The sequence below is a fragment of the Phytopseudomonas daroniae genome, assembly GCF_004327275.1.
Lineage (GTDB): Bacteria > Pseudomonadota > Gammaproteobacteria > Pseudomonadales > Pseudomonadaceae > Aquipseudomonas > Aquipseudomonas daroniae.
Genome location: NZ_QJUJ01000001.1, coordinates 420,580 through 436,297, shown reverse-complemented (window position 1 = coordinate 436,297; position 15,718 = coordinate 420,580). Strand labels below are relative to the sequence as shown.

At 60.5% G+C, this 15,718-nt stretch carries 13 protein-coding genes and 2 tRNA genes; 14 read left to right on the top strand and 1 reads right to left on the bottom strand.

Features of this window, described 5'->3' with window-relative positions:
• Positions 1 to 25 precede the first annotated feature (25 nt).
• Genes carB through DNK10_RS02095 form a run of 3 tightly spaced genes read left to right on the top strand, consistent with a single transcriptional unit; the run spans position 26 to position 4,153 of the window.
• Complete coding sequence (carB, locus tag DNK10_RS02105; RefSeq protein WP_131190427.1) at positions 26 to 3,247, top strand: carbamoyl-phosphate synthase large subunit; 3,222 nt, start codon at positions 26 to 28, stop codon at positions 3,245 to 3,247.
• Positions 3,244 to 3,720: a transcription elongation factor GreA gene (gene greA / locus DNK10_RS02100; RefSeq protein WP_131178809.1), complete on the top strand. Its 477-nt coding sequence runs from the start codon at positions 3,244 to 3,246 to the stop codon at positions 3,718 to 3,720. The genes carB and greA overlap by 4 nt, the downstream gene beginning before the upstream one ends.
• Complete coding sequence (locus DNK10_RS02095) at positions 3,698 to 4,153, top strand: DUF4149 domain-containing protein (RefSeq protein ID WP_341869457.1); 456 nt, start codon at positions 3,698 to 3,700, stop codon at positions 4,151 to 4,153. Before greA ends, DNK10_RS02095 begins: the two co-directional genes overlap by 23 nt.
• Positions 4,154 to 4,162: 9 nt before the next feature.
• Here the strand turns inward: DNK10_RS02095 and yhbY are convergent, their stop codons facing one another.
• Positions 4,163 to 4,474 (bottom strand): ribosome assembly RNA-binding protein YhbY, encoded by a 312-nt coding sequence (yhbY, locus tag DNK10_RS02090; protein ID WP_131178810.1) that lies wholly within the window; start codon positions 4,472 to 4,474, stop codon positions 4,163 to 4,165.
• A 98-nt stretch (positions 4,475 to 4,572) separates the two neighbouring features.
• On the opposite strand from yhbY, the gene rlmE reads away from it, so the two are divergent.
• The 11 genes from rlmE (at position 4,573) to infB (ending at position 15,670) form a co-directional block, all read left to right on the top strand.
• On the top strand, positions 4,573 to 5,205 hold the full coding sequence (gene rlmE / locus DNK10_RS02085; protein ID WP_131190426.1) for a 23S rRNA (uridine(2552)-2'-O)-methyltransferase RlmE: 633 nt from the start codon (positions 4,573 to 4,575) through the stop codon (positions 5,203 to 5,205).
• Positions 5,206 to 5,392: 187 nt separating this feature from the next.
• Positions 5,393 to 7,309 carry an ATP-dependent zinc metalloprotease FtsH gene (gene ftsH / locus DNK10_RS02080; RefSeq protein ID WP_131178812.1) on the top strand — a complete coding sequence of 639 codons (1,917 nt, stop codon included), beginning with the start codon at positions 5,393 to 5,395 and terminating at the stop codon, positions 7,307 to 7,309.
• Positions 7,310 to 7,317: 8 nt separating this feature from the next.
• Positions 7,318 to 8,169 (top strand): dihydropteroate synthase, encoded by an 852-nt coding sequence (gene folP / locus DNK10_RS02075; protein ID WP_131190425.1) that lies wholly within the window; start codon positions 7,318 to 7,320, stop codon positions 8,167 to 8,169.
• Between the two features lie 22 nt (positions 8,170 to 8,191).
• The gene (gene glmM, locus DNK10_RS02070) at positions 8,192 to 9,529 is read left to right on the top strand and encodes a phosphoglucosamine mutase (protein WP_131190424.1); all 1,338 of its coding nucleotides are present in this window, start codon (positions 8,192 to 8,194) and stop codon (positions 9,527 to 9,529) included.
• Between the two features lie 65 nt (positions 9,530 to 9,594).
• Complete coding sequence (tpiA, locus tag DNK10_RS02065) at positions 9,595 to 10,350, top strand: triose-phosphate isomerase (protein WP_131190423.1); 756 nt, start codon at positions 9,595 to 9,597, stop codon at positions 10,348 to 10,350.
• 4 nt (positions 10,351 to 10,354) lie between these two features.
• Positions 10,355 to 10,744 (top strand): preprotein translocase subunit SecG, encoded by a 390-nt coding sequence (secG, locus tag DNK10_RS02060; RefSeq protein WP_131178816.1) that lies wholly within the window; start codon positions 10,355 to 10,357, stop codon positions 10,742 to 10,744.
• An 11-nt stretch (positions 10,745 to 10,755) separates the two neighbouring features.
• Positions 10,756 to 10,841 (top strand) — tRNA-Leu (locus tag DNK10_RS02055).
• A gap of 97 nt (positions 10,842 to 10,938) precedes the next feature.
• A tRNA-Met gene (locus DNK10_RS02050) sits at positions 10,939 to 11,015 on the top strand.
• A gap of 126 nt (positions 11,016 to 11,141) precedes the next feature.
• Positions 11,142 to 11,600, top strand: coding sequence for a ribosome maturation factor RimP (gene rimP, locus DNK10_RS02045; protein ID WP_131178963.1), 459 nt, complete (start codon positions 11,142 to 11,144; stop codon positions 11,598 to 11,600).
• Positions 11,601 to 11,666: 66 nt separating this feature from the next.
• Positions 11,667 to 13,148 carry a transcription termination factor NusA gene (gene nusA, locus DNK10_RS02040; RefSeq protein WP_131178817.1) on the top strand — a complete coding sequence of 494 codons (1,482 nt, stop codon included), beginning with the start codon at positions 11,667 to 11,669 and terminating at the stop codon, positions 13,146 to 13,148.
• A gap of 26 nt (positions 13,149 to 13,174) precedes the next feature.
• Positions 13,175 to 15,670: a translation initiation factor IF-2 gene (infB, locus tag DNK10_RS02035; protein ID WP_131190422.1), complete on the top strand. Its 2,496-nt coding sequence runs from the start codon at positions 13,175 to 13,177 to the stop codon at positions 15,668 to 15,670.
• The last annotated feature ends 48 nt before the right edge of the window (positions 15,671 to 15,718 follow it).

Below are 15,718 nucleotides of genomic sequence, written 5' to 3'. Positions count from 1 at the left end.
GACCTACGGATTCGAGAGAGAGAAAATGCCAAAACGTACAGACATCAAAAGTATCCTGATCCTCGGCGCCGGCCCCATCGTCATCGGCCAGGCCTGCGAGTTCGACTACTCCGGCGCCCAGGCCTGCAAGGCCCTGCGCGAGGAAGGTTTCCGCGTCATCCTGGTGAACTCCAACCCGGCCACCATCATGACCGACCCGGCCATGGCCGACGCCACCTACATCGAACCGATCAAATGGGCCACCGTGGCCAAGATCATCGAGAAGGAGCGTCCTGACGCCCTGCTGCCGACCATGGGTGGCCAGACCGCACTGAACTGTGCCCTGGATCTCGAGCGCCATGGCGTGCTGGAAAAATTCGGCGTCGAAATGATCGGCGCCAACGCCGACACCATCGACAAGGCCGAAGACCGTTCGCGTTTCGACAAGGCCATGAAGGACATCGGCCTGGCCTGCCCGGTTTCGGGTATCGCCCACAGCATGGAAGAAGCCTACGGCGTCCTGGAGAAGGTCGGTTTCCCGTGCATCATCCGTCCGTCCTTCACCATGGGCGGCACTGGTGGCGGCATCGCCTACAACCGCGAAGAGTTCGAGGAAATCTGCACCCGTGGTCTGGATCTGTCGCCGACCAACGAACTGCTGATCGACGAATCGCTGATCGGCTGGAAGGAATACGAGATGGAGGTGGTCCGTGACAAGAAGGACAACTGCATCATCGTATGCGCCATCGAGAACTTCGACCCGATGGGCGTGCACACCGGTGACTCGATCACCGTCGCACCGGCCCAGACCCTGACCGACAAGGAATACCAGATACTGCGTAACGCCTCCCTGGCGGTGCTGCGTGAGATCGGCGTGGAAACCGGCGGCTCTAACGTGCAGTTCGGCATCTGTCCGAACACCGGCCGTATGGTGGTCATCGAGATGAACCCGCGCGTGTCGCGTTCCTCGGCCCTGGCTTCCAAGGCTACCGGTTTCCCGATCGCCAAGATCGCCGCCAAGCTGGCTGTCGGCTACACCCTCGACGAGCTGTCCAACGACATCACCGGCGGCCGCACTCCGGCATCGTTCGAGCCGGCGATCGATTACGTGGTCACCAAGATCCCACGTTTCGCCTTCGAGAAATTCCCCAAGGCAGACGCTCGTCTGACCACCCAGATGAAGTCCGTCGGTGAGGTCATGGCCATCGGCCGTACCTTCCAGGAATCCCTGCAGAAAGCTCTGCGTGGTCTGGAAGTTGGCGTGTCCGGCTTCGATCCGAAGCTGGATCCGACTGACCCCGAGGCTGAAAGCACACTCAAGCGCGAACTGATCGTGCCGGGCGCGGATCGTATCTGGTATGTGGGCGACGCCTTCCGTGCCGGCAAGACGGTCGATGAAGTGTTCGAGCTGACGCGCATCGACGAGTGGTTCCTGGTGCAGATCGAGGATCTGATCAAGGACGAGGAGCGAGTGAAGACCCTCGGCCTGTCCAGCATCGACCGCGATGTCATGTACAAACTCAAGCGCAAGGGTTTCTCCGATGCGCGCCTGGCCGAACTGCTCGGTGTCACCGAGAAGAACCTGCGCAACCATCGCCACAAGCTCAAGGTGTTGCCGGTGTACAAGCGCGTGGACACCTGCGCCGCCGAGTTCGCCACCGATACCGCCTACATGTACTCGACCTACGAGGAAGAGTGCGAGGCCAATCCGAGCGGTCGCGACAAGATCATGATCCTCGGGGGCGGTCCGAACCGCATCGGCCAGGGGATCGAGTTCGACTACTGCTGCGTGCACGCGGCGCTGGCCATGCGTGAAGACGGTTACGAGACCATCATGGTCAACTGCAACCCGGAAACCGTTTCCACCGACTACGACACCTCCGATCGCCTGTACTTCGAGCCGGTGACCCTGGAAGACGTGCTGGAAATCGTTCGCGTAGAACAGCCGAAGGGGGTGATCGTGCAGTACGGCGGGCAGACCCCGCTGAAGCTGTGCCGCGCTCTGGAAGAAGCTGGCGTGCCGATCATCGGTACCAGCCCGGACGCCATCGACCGCGCCGAAGACCGCGAGCGCTTCCAGCAGATGGTGCAGCGCCTCGGCCTGCGTCAGCCGGCCAACGCCACCGCGCGTAGTGAAGAGGAAGCCCTGGCGCTGTCCAAGAACATCGGTTACCCGATGGTGGTGCGCCCGTCCTACGTACTGGGCGGTCGGGCGATGGAAATCGTCTACCAGGAAGAAGAACTCAAGCGTTACATGCGCGAAGCGGTGAAGGTGTCCAACGACAGCCCGGTGCTGCTCGATCGCTTCCTCAACTGCGCCATCGAAGTGGACGTGGATGCCGTGTGCGACGGCGAGACCGTGGTCATCGGCGCCATCATGCAGCACATCGAACAGGCTGGCGTGCACTCCGGTGACTCCGCCTGCTCGCTGCCGCCGTACTCGCTGCCGGCTCACATCCAGGACGAGATCCGCGACCAGGTCAAGAAAATGGCTCTGGAGCTCGGTGTGGTCGGGCTGATGAACGTGCAGATGGCCGTGCAGGGCGAGGACATCTACGTGATCGAGGTCAACCCGCGTGCCTCGCGTACCGTACCGTTCGTGTCCAAGTGCATCGGCGAGTCGCTGGCCAAGATCGCGGCGCGTGTGATGGCCGGCAAGACCCTGGCCGAAGTGGGCTTCACCCAGGAAATCATCCCGCCGTTCTTCAGCGTCAAGGAAGCGGTGTTCCCGTTCAACAAGTTCCCGGGTGTCGACCCGATCCTTGGCCCGGAAATGAAGTCCACCGGTGAAGTGATGGGCGTCGGTGACAGCTTCGGTGAGGCGTTCGCCAAGGCGCAGTTGGGTGCCAGCGAGATTCTGCCCAATGCTGGTGTCGCATTCATCAGTGTTCGTGAGGACGACAAGCCAGAGGCCGTTCAAGTGGCGCGTGATCTGGTCGGCCTGGGCTTCGATGTGGTTGCTACCGCCGGAACCGCCAAAGTGATCGAGGCTGCCGGTCTGCCGGTGCGTCGCGTGAACAAGGTGACCGAGGGTCGTCCGCATGTGGTCGACATGATCAAGAATGACGAAGTCACCCTGATCATCAACACTACCGAAGGTCGTCAGTCCATCGCTGACTCCTACTCCATTCGTCGTAACGCTCTGCAGCACAAGATCTACTGCACCACCACCATCGCGGCTGGTCAGGCGATCTGCGAGGCGCTGAAATTCGGTCCAGAGAAGACCGTGCGCCGCCTGCAGGATCTGCACGCAGGAATCAAGGCATGAATAAATACCCCATGACCATCGAGGGCGCTCGCGCCCTCGAGGAAGAACTGGCCCACCTGACCAAGGTGGTTCGGCCCAAGCTCAGCCAGGATATCGGCGAGGCGCGCGAGCTGGGTGACCTGAAAGAGAACGCCGAATACCACGCCGCCCGCGAACAGCAGGGCATGGTCGAGGCGCGTGTGCGCGATATCGAAGGGCGCCTGCAGAATGCGGTGGTGATCGATGTCACCACCATCGCCCATACCGGCAAGGTGATCTTCGGTACCACGGTGGAAATCGCCAACGTCGAGACCGATGAAAGCGTGTCCTATCGGATCGTCGGCGAAGACGAAGCCGATATCAAGCAGGGCAAGATTTCCGTCGGCTCGCCCATCGCCCGTGCCCTGATCGGCAAGGAAGAGGGCGACGTGGTCGCGGTGAACACCCCAAGCGGTCTGATCGAGTACGAGATTGTCGAAGTTCGCCACATCTGATCCGGCGGTAACGCCCGACATGGCCGCAGGTTTCTGGGTGCTGCTGCAAACCCTCTGGGTGGGCGGCATCTGGATACTGCACTTCGTGGTGCTGCCGGGCATGTCCAGCGTAGGGCTGGCATCGCTGCTGATCGAAGAAATCGCCGGCGTGCTGATGCCGCAGATGGTGTTCATCACCCTGATCTGCGTGCTGATGCAGGCTGGCTTGTTGGTCAGGCAGTGCCGCTTGTCGGCACTCTGGGGCGAGCGCCGCGGGCAGTTGCTGCTCGCGGTGCTGGCGATTGCCTCTGGCTTGCTGGTTTCGCTCGCGCTATGGCCAGATGCCGTGCGCTGGCAACTCTTCAGTTACCTGCTGCTGGCATTTTTCGGTCTGCTGTTGGTGCTGCAGCCCGTGCCTCGCAAATCCGTGGCAGCCGACCCGACGATCGGCTGATCCACCGGCTCAGCCCTGAAAGCGGCTGATGTTGGACAGGTTGCGATTGGCCTTGGGGTTCTTGCGGTACAGCAGCGCCATTTTACCGATCACCTGCGCCAGGTCGGCCTTGCTGGCCTTGCACAGCTCGTCGATCACCGCCAGGCGGTCTTCACGTTCGGTGATGCGCAACTGAATCTTGATCAGTTCGTGATCGTTCAGGGCGCGCTCCAGCTCTGCCAATACGCCTTCGGTAACACCGTTATCGGCAACGATCAATACCGGTTTCAGGTGGTGGCCGATAGATTTGAACTGTTTCTTCTGCTCTTGAGTGAGCGGCATAATCTGAACCCTGCGTCTTAATCTGGGGAAAGCGGGCTATTTTAACCGAGCCGCTTGAAGACCGCCCAGTTATTCATTTTGTTCTTCCGAGGTGTTGTGTGGCCCGTTCCAAGACCAGCCTGCGTTGGCTGAAAGAGCATTTCGACGATCCGTACGTCAAAATGGCGCAAAGGGACGGCTACCGTTCACGTGCCAGTTACAAGCTGCTGGAGGTTCAGGAGAAGGATCGCATCCTGCGTCCCGGCATCACCGTGGTCGATCTCGGTGCCGCACCAGGTGGCTGGTCTCAGGTCACCAGCCGGGTCATCGGTGACAAGGGCCGATTGATCGCCTCGGACATCCTGGAAATGGACAGCATTCCCGACGTGACCTTCATTCAGGGTGACTTCACCGAAGATACGGTGTTCGCGCGCATCCTCGAGGCCATCGACAATCATCCGGTAGACCTTGTGATTTCCGATATGGCCCCCAATATGAGTGGAGTAAGGGAGTCGGATCAGCCTCGTGCCATGTATCTGTGCGAGCTGGCGCTGGATCTGGCTACTCGGGTATTGCGCCCTGGTGGTGATTTCCTGATCAAGATCTTCCAGGGCGAAGGTTTCGATGAGTACCACAAGCAGGTGCGCGGTCTGTTCGAGAAGGTGCAGATGCGCAAGCCGCTGTCGTCACGCGGTCGCTCCCGCGAGCAGTACATGTTGGCGCGCGGATTCAAGGGCCCGCGCGAAGAGTAAAACCAAAGGCTTGGTTGTCAGTCCAAGCCGATGCGCGCATCGTTACGGGCGGATGTCTCATAAAGGGTTACAGACGGTGTCAGCCACGAGCGGGCGTTTGTAGTAAGTTAGATCGGTATATAACTGGTCGTCATGCGAAGCACGCTTCGGCAAGAGGCCTGCTTCAGAGGGTAGCTAATTGAACGACATGGCAAAGAATCTGATCCTGTGGCTGATCATCGCCGCCGTCCTGGTTACGGTGATGAACAATTTCTCCAGTCCGAGCGAGACCAACAAGCTCAACTACTCGGAGTTCATCCAGCAGGTTCAGGATGGTGGGGTCAAGCGCGTTACCGTCGATGGCTACATCATCAGCGGCATGCGTTCCGACGGCTCGTCGTTCGAGACCGTGCGCCCGGCGATCCAGGACAATGGCCTGATCAAGGATCTGATGGACAACAATGTCGAGATCGTCGGCAAGCAACCTGAGCAGCAGAGCATCTGGACTCAACTGCTGGTCGCCAGCTTCCCGATCCTGGTGATCATCGCCGTGTTCATGTTCTTCATGCGCCAGATGCAGGGCGGTGCCGGCGGCAAGGGCGGGCCGATGAGCTTTGGCAAGAGCAAGGCGCGGCTGCTCTCGGAAGACCAGGTCAAGACCACTTTCGCTGACGTTGCCGGTTGTGACGAGGCCAAGGAAGAAGTCAGCGAGCTCGTCGAATTCCTGCGCGACCCGGGCAAGTTCCAGCGCCTCGGTGGCCGTATCCCACGCGGTGTGCTGATGGTCGGCTCGCCGGGTACTGGTAAGACCCTGCTGGCCAAAGCCGTTGCCGGTGAGGCGAAAGTGCCTTTCTTCACCATTTCCGGTTCCGATTTCGTGGAAATGTTCGTCGGTGTCGGCGCGTCCCGCGTGCGTGACATGTTCGAGCAGGCCAAGAAACATGCGCCTTGCATCATCTTCATCGACGAGATCGACGCCGTCGGTCGCCACCGTGGCGCCGGCATGGGTGGTGGTCACGACGAGCGCGAGCAGACCCTCAACCAGTTGCTGGTCGAGATGGACGGCTTCGAAGTGAACGATGGCATCATCGTCATCGCGGCGACCAACCGTCCGGACGTGCTCGATCCTGCGCTGCTGCGCCCGGGCCGTTTCGACCGTCAGGTCGTGGTTGGTCTGCCGGATATTCGTGGTCGTGAGCAGATCCTCAACGTGCACATGCGCAAAGTGCCGATGGGCGAAGACGTCAAGGCTGCGGTCATCGCCCGCGGCACGCCTGGCTTCTCCGGTGCCGACCTGGCCAACCTGGTCAACGAGGCGTCGCTGTTCGCCGCTCGCTCCGGTAAGCGTGTGGTGGAGATGAAGGAGTTCGAACTGGCCAAAGACAAGATCATGATGGGCGCCGAGCGCAAGACCATGGTCATGTCGGACAAGGAAAAGCTCAATACCGCATTCCACGAGGCAGGCCACGCCATCGTCGGGCGCCTGGTGCCTGAGCATGACCCGGTCTACAAGGTATCGATCATTCCCCGCGGCCGTGCCCTGGGCGTAACCATGTTCCTGCCGGAAGAAGATCGCTACAGCCTGTCCAAGCGTGCGCTGATCAGCCAGATCTGTTCGCTGTACGGCGGCCGTATCGCCGAGGAAATGACCCTGGGCTTCGACGGTGTCACCACGGGCGCTTCCAACGACATCATGCGTGCCAGCCAGATCGCCCGGAACATGGTCACCAAGTGGGGCCTTTCCGAGAAGCTCGGCCCGCTGATGTATGCAGAAGAAGAGGGTGAGGTCTTCCTGGGTCGAGGTGGTGGTGGTCAGAGCAGCAATATCTCTGGCGAGACTGCCAAACTGATCGACCTGGAAGTGCGTAGCATCATCGATCACTGCTACGACACGGCCAAGCGTTTGCTCGAGGAGAACCGCGACAAGCTCGATGCCATGGCCGAAGCACTGATGAAGTACGAGACCATCGATGCCGATCAGATCGACGACATCATGAGTGGTCGCACGCCGCGTGAGCCGCGTGATTGGACTGGCGGCGGCAGCGATGCCGGCAAGCCGGCAGCCAAATCCGACGAGGCCGATCGTCCCGAGAAACCTATCGGCGGGCCTGCCGCCGAGTTGTAAGGTCACTCATGTCGCTTGCAATACCCCGGAGCCGGCTGCCTTGTGGCAGCCGGTTTCTTGATTTGACCCGTCCCCAGGTAATGGGGATTCTCAATGTCACGCCTGACTCCTTTTCCGACGGGGGGCGCTTTGCCAGGCGTGATGCGGCGCTGCGCCATGCCGAAAGCATGGTGCGGGCGGGGGCTACCCTGATCGATATCGGCGGGGAGTCCACGCGTCCTGGCGCCCAGGCGGTTTCCGTGGAGCATGAACTTGCCCGCGTAGCGCCCATGGTGGAAGCCATAGCTGCCGAGCTGGACGTGATCATCTCCGTGGACACCTCGACCCCGGAAGTCATGCGTGAATCGGCAAGGTTGGGCGCCGGGCTGATCAACGACGTGCGTTCGTTGCAGCGCGACGGCGCGCTACAGGCGGCTGCCGAAACAGGCTTGCCGATTTGCCTGATGCATATGCGCGGCGAGCCCACAACCATGCAGCAAAGCCCGCAATACGATGATGTATTGGTCGCGGTGGAGGACTTCCTGCGTGAACGTCTGGCTGCCTGCGAGCAGGCAGGTATCCCGGCGGAGCGTGTGGTGCTCGACCCGGGGTTCGGCTTTGCCAAGACCCTGGAACATAATCTCAGCCTGTTCCGGCGCATGCCGGCCCTGCATGCCTTCGGTCTTCCGCTTCTGGTCGGTGTTTCGCGCAAGAGTATGATTGGTGCGGTGCTGGGGCGTGAGGTCGATCAGCGTCTGTATGGCAGTCTGGCCCTGGCGGCCCTGGCCGTTGCCAAGGGCGCAAGCATTCTGCGCGTTCACGATGTGGCGGAAACCGTCGACGTGGTGCGCATGGTCGCCGCAGTCGAAGCGGCGCAGTAATCAGAAAAAGGGAGTTGTCGTTTTGAGTCGCAAGTATTTTGGCACCGACGGTATTCGTGGGCGCGTCGGTCACTACCCCATTACCCCGGATTTCATGCTCAAGCTCGGCTGGGCTGCCGGCATGGCCTTTCGCAAGCAGGGCAAGTGCCGGATTCTGATCGGCAAGGACACGCGTATTTCCGGCTACATGTTCGAATCGGCGCTGGAGGCGGGCCTGTCGGCCGCAGGCGCGGACGTCATGCTGCTGGGGCCGATGCCGACACCGGCGATCGCCTATCTGACGCGTACCTTTCATGCCGAGGCGGGCATCGTCATCAGCGCTTCGCACAACCCTCACCATGACAATGGCATCAAGTTCTTCTCCGGCCAGGGCACCAAGCTGCCGGACGACGTCGAGTTGATGATCGAAGAGTTGCTCGATACGCCGATGACCGTGGTCGAATCCGAGCAGTTGGGCAAGGTCTCGCGGATCAACGATGCGGCGGGTCGCTACATCGAATTCTGCAAGAGCAGTGTGCCGAGCAGTACCGATTTCGCCGGCCTGAAAATCGTCCTCGATTGCGCCCATGGAGCGGCCTACAAGGTGGCTCCGGCTGTTTTCCAGGAGTTGGGTGCCGAGGTTTCGGTGCTCTCGGCCCAGCCTGACGGGCTGAACATCAACGCGGGTTGCGGTTCGACTCACATCGAAAACCTGCAGGCTGAAGTGGTGGCGCGCCAGGCGGATCTGGGGATCGCCTTCGACGGTGATGCCGACCGGGTGTTGATGGTCGATCACACTGGTGCGGTGGTGGATGGTGACGAGCTGCTGTTTATCATTGCCCGTGATCTGCATGCCCGCGGCAAGCTACAGGGCGGGGTTGTCGGTACCTTGATGAGCAACCTTGGTCTTGAGCTTGCCCTCGACGAGCTGCAGATTCCCTTCGTGCGCGCCAACGTTGGTGATCGTTATGTGATTGCCGAGCTCCTGGGGCGCGGTTGGCAGTTGGGTGGTGAGAATTCGGGGCACCTGGTGTGCTTTCAGCATGTCACCACGGGCGATGCCATTGTCGCAGCGCTGCAGGTTCTGCTCGCCATTCGTCGTCGCGAGCAAGGCCTGGCCGAAGCGCGCCAGGGCTTGCACAAGTGTCCGCAAGTGCTGGTCAATGTGCGTTTCGGCGGCGGTGTCGATCCGCTCAAGCATCCAGAAGTTCAGGCTGCCAGCGATAGCGTGACCGCGCGTATGGCCGGGCGTGGGCGAGTACTGTTGCGCAAGTCCGGTACCGAGCCGTTGGTGCGAGTCATGGTCGAGGGCGAGGACGAAGTCCAGGTGCGGGCCTATGCCAATGAATTGGCTGAGGTTGTCTCTCGAGTCTGTGTCTGATTCGGCTTGCCAGTCCACAAGCTGTTGGGTAACATCTGCGCCCTCTTTGACCAACGAGGTAAAGCATGCGCCGCCCAATGGTTGCTGGTAACTGGAAAATGCACGGTACCCGCGCCAGTGTCGCAGAGCTGATCGAAGGTCTGAATCGACAGGCGTTGCCTGTCGATGTCGAGGTCGCTGTGTTCCCTGTCAGTGTTCATCTCGGTCAGGTTGTCGAGGGGCTGAGTGGTATTGCTGTGTCGATAGGCGCGCAAAACTGTGCAGTAGAGCCGGGGCAGGGGGCGTTGACTGGCGAGGTGTCGGGCGAGCAATTGCGCGATGCCGGTTGCAGGCTCGTGTTGGTTGGCCATTCCGAGCGTCGCCTGATTCTGGGTGATAGTGAGGAGCAGGTCGTGCGCAAGTTCGCAGCGGCCCAGGTCGGCGGGCTCGTTCCGGTGCTGTGTGTGGGGGAGACCCTCGAGCAGCGCGAGGCGGGTGAGACGCTTGCGGTCGTCGAGCGTCAGCTCGATAGCGTGATCGATGCGCTGGGTGTTACGGCGCTTTCGCGCGCTGTGGTGGCGTACGAGCCAGTCTGGGCCATTGGTACCGGTCTGACGGCATCACCCGAGCAGGCTCAGGATGTGCATGCGGCGATTCGTGCTCGTGTCGCGCGCAAAGATGCAGATGTAGCAGGTGCTTTGAGAATTCTTTATGGCGGCAGTGTCAAGGCCGCCAATGCAGCCGAGCTTTTCGGCATGCCTGATATCGATGGGGGGCTTGTGGGTGGAGCCTCTCTGAATGCGGATGAGTTCGGCGCGATCTGTCGCGCTGCAGGAAACTAAGAATATGCTGGAAACAGTCGTTGTGGTTCTTCATCTGCTGGGCGCGATCGGTGTGGTTGTGCTGGTTCTGCTGCAGCAGGGTAAGGGTGCCGATGCAGGTGCTTCGTTTGGTGCTGGTGCTTCGAATACCGTTTTCGGTAGTCAGGGAACTACTACCTTTCTGAGCCGAGTTACTGCTATACTCGCCACCGCTTTTTTCATTACCAGCTTGGGGTTGGCGTTCTTTGCTAATCAAAAAGCTGATACGCTAGGCCAGGCTGGTTTGCCTGATCCGGCAGTGATGGAAGTGCCGCGGGAAAGCAAACCTGCAGCGGAAGATGTACCGGTGCTTGAGCAGCAGCAGGCGCCAACTTCGGGTGAGCAAGACGTACCTCAAACTCCCGAAGAGCAGTAAGCGTTAAATTTGCCGAGGTGGTGGAATTGGTAGACACGCTACCTTGAGGTGGTAGTGGCCATAGGCTGTAGGGGTTCGAGTCCCCTTCTCGGTACCAATTGAACAGGAGAGCCCGCTGCATGCGGGCTTTTCTGTTTCTGGGGGTTGGTTGACCCACAGAGTGGTTCGGTCGTATAATCCGCTCCCAGTTTTGAAGCGGGGTGGAGCAGTCCGGTAGCTCGTCGGGCTCATAACCCGAAGGTCGTTGGTTCAAATCCAGCCCCCGCAACCAGTAGTAGCGGAGCCCCTTTCAAGGGGCTTTTTGCTAGCTGGTGGACAGATTTGCCGTCGCACGGACGGTTTTATGGATGGGCGTTTCGCCCATTTTTCATTTGCACAGCATGCGCGAGGGGTTCGGGTGTCGAGCAAGCTAGAACAGTTGCAGGCCTTGGTGGCCCCGGTAGTCGAGGCGCTTGGCTACGAGTGCTGGGGTATCGAGTTCCTGTCTCAGGGGCGGCATTCGCTGCTACGTATCTACATCGATCATGCCGATGGCGTTCTCATCGACGATTGCGAGAAGGTCAGTCGGCAGATCAGCGGTGTTCTCGATGTCGAGGATCCAATTGCGGCGGAGTACACCCTCGAGGTGTCCTCTCCGGGCATGGATCGACCGCTGTTCACGTTGGCGCAGTTCGCCAGTCACGCCGGCGAGCAGGTAAAAATCAAGTTGCGCTCGCCGTTCGAAGGGCGCCGCAACTTTCAGGGTCTGCTCCGCGGTGTGGAGGAGGAAGACGTGGTGGTGCAGGTGGATGACCACGAGTTCCTTTTGCCGATCGATCTGATCGACAAGGCCAACATTATCCCCCGGTTTGATTGAGACACGGATCCCGCGGGATTCGCGGAATGCGTGGATCCCAATGGATTGCGAAAGGCGAGGCGTACGATGAGCAAAGAAGTACTGCTGGTTGTTGAGTCGGTATCCAATGAAAAGGGTGTGCCGGCCGCTGTGATTTTCGAGGCGCTCGAGTTGGCCCTGGCCACGGCGACCAAGAAACGTTTTGAAGACGAAGTCGAGCTGCGCGTGGCGATCAATCGCCAGAGCGGTAGCTATGAGACCTTCCGTTGCTGGACTGTGGTCGATGAAGAGCACTTCGAAGATCCGGCACATCAGGTGACCACCGACATGCCGCGTGCTGTCGAGGCGAATGCCAAGGTCGGTGATGTACTCGAAGAAAAAATCGATTCCATCGAGTTTGGCCGCATTGCTGCCCAGACCGCCAAGCAGGTCATCGTGCAGAAAGTGCGCGAGGCCGAGCGTGCTCAGGTCGTCGAAGCCTATCGCGAGCGCCTTGGCGAGATCATCGCCGGCACCGTGAAGAAGGTGACCCGTGACAATGTCATCGTCGATCTGGGTGCCAATGCTGAAGCGTTGCTGGCTCGCGAAGACATCATTCCGCGTGAAACCTTCCGGGTTGGCGTGCGCTTGCGTGCGCTGCTCAAGGAAATCCGCACCGAGAACCGCGGCCCTCAGCTGATCCTGTCGCGTACCGCGCCGGAAATGCTGATCGAGCTGTTCCGCATCGAAGTGCCGGAAATCGCCGAAGGTCTCATCGAGGTCAAGGCCGCTTCTCGTGATCCGGGCTCGCGGGCCAAGATCGCAGTGCGTTCCAAGGACAAGCGTATCGACCCGCAGGGCGCCTGCATCGGTATGCGCGGTTCGCGCGTGCAAGCGGTTTCCGGTGAGCTGGTCGGTGAGCGCGTGGACATCGTGTTGTGGGACGACAACCCGGCGCAGTTCGTCATCAACGCCATGTCGCCGGCTGAAGTCGCAGCGATCATCGTTGACGAAGACGCTCATGCCATGGACATCGCCGTTGGCGAGGACAACCTGGCTCAAGCGATTGGCCGTGGTGGCCAGAACGTTCGCCTGGCCAGCCAGCTGACCGGCTGGACGCTGAACGTGATGACCGAAGCGGACATCCAGGCCAAGCAGCAGGCAGAGACCGGCGACATCCTGCAGGGCTTCATCGACGAGCTGGAAGTCGACGAAGAACTGGCCCAGGTGCTGGTCGAAGAGGGCTTCACCAGCCTGGAAGAAATCGCTTACGTGCCGATGGAAGAGATGCTCAGCATCGATGGTTTCGACGAAGAAATCGTCAACGAACTGCGCTCGCGAGCGAAGGATCGTTTGCTGACCAAAGCCATCGCCACAGAAGAAAAGCTGGCAGACGCCCAGCCGGCCGAAGACCTCCTCGAACTCGAGGGTATGGACAAAGGCCTGGCGCAGGAACTGGCAGTACGCGGTGTGGTTACCCGCGAAGACCTGGCCGAGCAGTCTATTGACGACCTGCTCGACATCGACGGCATCGACGAAGAGCGTGCCGGCAAGCTGATCATGGCCGCCCGAGCCCACTGGTTCGAGTAAGTTTTACGGCCTGAGGAGAGAAGTGCATGACGCAAGTCACGGTGAAAGAACTGGCCCAAGTGGTCGACACACCGGTAGAGCGCCTGCTGCAGCAGATGCGAGAGGCGGGTTTGCCGCACAGCAGTGCCGAGCAAGTTGTCACCGATAACGAGAAGCAGGCCCTGCTTGCTCATCTGAAGAGCAGCCACGGCGAGAAGAAAGCCGACGCGCCGCGCAAGATTACCTTGCAGCGCAAGACCACCAGCACCCTGCGGGTCGCTGGCAGCAAGACCATCAGCGTTGAAGTGCGCAAGAAGAAGACCTTCGTCGAGCGCAGCAACGAAGAGATCGAAGCCGAAAAGCAGCGTGCGCTCGAAGAGCAGCGCGCCGCCGCGGAAGCCGTTCGCCTGAAGGCCGAGGAAGAAGCCAAGCGCAAGGCCGAAGAAGAGGCCAAGCGTCAGACTTCTTCGCCAGCCGCCGAGCAGGCTCCTGTGGTCGAAGCCGCTGCACCGGCACCGACTATTGCCCCTGTCGCAGCTCCTGCTGTCGATGAGCGCAAGAAGGACGAGCCGCGTCGCCCGGACAAGGCCCGTAACGACGACGCCGATCGCCGTGGTGGTGATCGCAAGACCACCCAGCACCGCCCGACTGTCAAAGAGAAGGCGCCTGCTCCGCGCGTGGCCCCGCGTACCACAGACGAAGAAAACGATAGCTTCCGTCGTGGTGGTCGTGGCAAGGGCAAACTGAAGAAACGCAACGTCCACGGTTTCCAGAGCCCGACTGGCCCTATCGTGCGCGAAGTGAAGATCGGCGAGACCATCACCGTGGGCGATCTCGCCCAGCAGATGTCGGTCAAGGCTGCTGAAATCATCAAGTTCATGTTCAAGCTGGGCACGCCGGCGACCATCAATCAGGTATTGGATCAGGAAACTGCCCAACTGGTTGCTGAAGAGCTGGGCCACAAAGTGACCCTGGTCAGTGATACGGCACTGGAAGATTCTCTTGCCGAATCCCTGAAGTTCGAAGGCGAGACGTTCTCCCGTGCGCCAGTGGTGACCGTCATGGGTCACGTCGACCATGGTAAGACATCGCTGCTCGACTATATCCGTCGTGCCAAGGTGGCTTCCGGTGAAGCGGGTGGTATCACCCAGCACATCGGTGCCTACCACGTGGAAACCGAGCGCGGCATGGTCACCTTCCTCGATACCCCGGGTCACGCCGCGTTCACCGCGATGCGTGCCCGTGGTGCCAAGGCTACCGACATCGTGATTCTGGTGGTTGCGGCGGACGACGGCGTGATGCCGCAGACCATCGAAGCTGTCCAGCATGCCGTCGCTGCTGGCGTGCCGCTGGTGGTTGCCGTGAACAAGATCGACAAGCCAGGTGCTGACCTCGATCGCATCCGTAGCGAACTGTCGGTGCACGGCGTGACGTCGGAAGAGTGGGGCGGTGACACGCCGTTCGTGCCTGTCTCGGCCAAGGTCGGTACCGGTGTGGACGAACTGCTCGAAGCCGTTCTGCTGCAAGCCGAAGTTCTGGAACTCAAGGCAACCCCGTCGGCCCCTGGCCGTGGTGTGGTGGTCGAGTCCCGTCTGGACAAGGGGCGCGGTCCGGTTGCTACCGTACTGGTTCAGGACGGTACGTTGCGTCAGGGCGACATGGTGCTGGTCGGTTCGAACTACGGCCGCATTCGCGCCATGCTCGACGAGAACGGCAAGTCGATCAAGGAAGCAGGCCCGGCCATTCCGGTCGAGATCCTCGGTCTTGATGGTACGCCGGAAGCCGGTGATGACATGACTGTCGTCGCCGACGAGAAGAAGGCGCGTGAAGTTGCACTGTTCCGTCAGGGCAAGTTCCGCGAAGTGAAACTGGCGCGTGCTCATGCAGGCAAGCTGGAGAACATCTTCGAGAACATGGGGCAGGAAGAGAAGAAGACGCTCAACATCGTCCTCAAATCCGACGTCCGTGGTTCTCTGGAGGCTCTGCAGGGCTCGCTCAGCAGTCTGGGTAACGATGAAGTGCAAGTGCGCGTCGTCGGTGGCGGGGTGGGTGGTATCACCGAATCCGATGCCAACCTGGCACTGGCTTCCAACGCTGTACTGTTCGGCTTCAACGTGCGTGCCGATGCGGGCGCTCGCAAGATCGTCGAGCAGGAAGGTCTGGACATGCGTTACTACAACGTCATCTACGACATCATCGAGGACGTCAAGAAGGCGCTCACCGGTATGCTCGGCAGCGACGTTCGCGAGAACATCCTCGGCATCGCCGAAGTACGTGACGTGTTCCGTTCGCCGAAGTTTGGCGCGGTCGCCGGTTGCATGGTGGTCGAAGGTACCGTGCACCGTAACCGTCCGATCCGCGTGCTGCGCGACGACGTGGTGATCTTCGAAGGCGAGCTGGAGTCGCTGCGTCGCTTCAAGGACGACATGGCCGAAGTGCGTAACGGCATGGAGTGCGGTATCGGCGTGAAGAGCTACAACGACGTCAAGGTCGGCGACAAGATCGAAGTGTTCGAGAAAGTCCAGGTGGCTCGCAGCCTGTAATCGCGAGTCGCAACACGCAGCGCCCGGCCCCGCATTCGCGCGGCCGGG

Excerpts from the sequence above, each read along its gene's own strand:
- carB (WP_131190427.1), top strand. The coding sequence starts at position 26 with ATGCCAAAACGTACAGACATCAAAAGTATCCTGATCCTCGGCGCCGGC.
- ftsH (WP_131178812.1), top strand. The coding sequence starts at position 5,393 with ATGGCAAAGAATCTGATCCTGTGGCTGATCATCGCCGCCGTCCTGGTT.
- folP (WP_131190425.1), top strand. The coding sequence starts at position 7,318 with ATGTCGCTTGCAATACCCCGGAGCCGGCTGCCTTGTGGCAGCCGGTTT.
- secG (WP_131178816.1), top strand. The coding sequence starts at position 10,355 with ATGCTGGAAACAGTCGTTGTGGTTCTTCATCTGCTGGGCGCGATCGGT.
- greA (WP_131178809.1), top strand. The coding sequence starts at position 3,244 with ATGAATAAATACCCCATGACCATCGAGGGCGCTCGCGCCCTCGAGGAA.
- nusA (WP_131178817.1), top strand. The coding sequence starts at position 11,667 with ATGAGCAAAGAAGTACTGCTGGTTGTTGAGTCGGTATCCAATGAAAAG.
- yhbY (WP_131178810.1), bottom strand. The coding sequence starts at position 4,474 with ATGCCGCTCACTCAAGAGCAGAAGAAACAGTTCAAATCTATCGGCCAC.
- tpiA (WP_131190423.1), top strand. The coding sequence starts at position 9,595 with ATGCGCCGCCCAATGGTTGCTGGTAACTGGAAAATGCACGGTACCCGC.
- infB (WP_131190422.1), top strand. The coding sequence starts at position 13,175 with ATGACGCAAGTCACGGTGAAAGAACTGGCCCAAGTGGTCGACACACCG.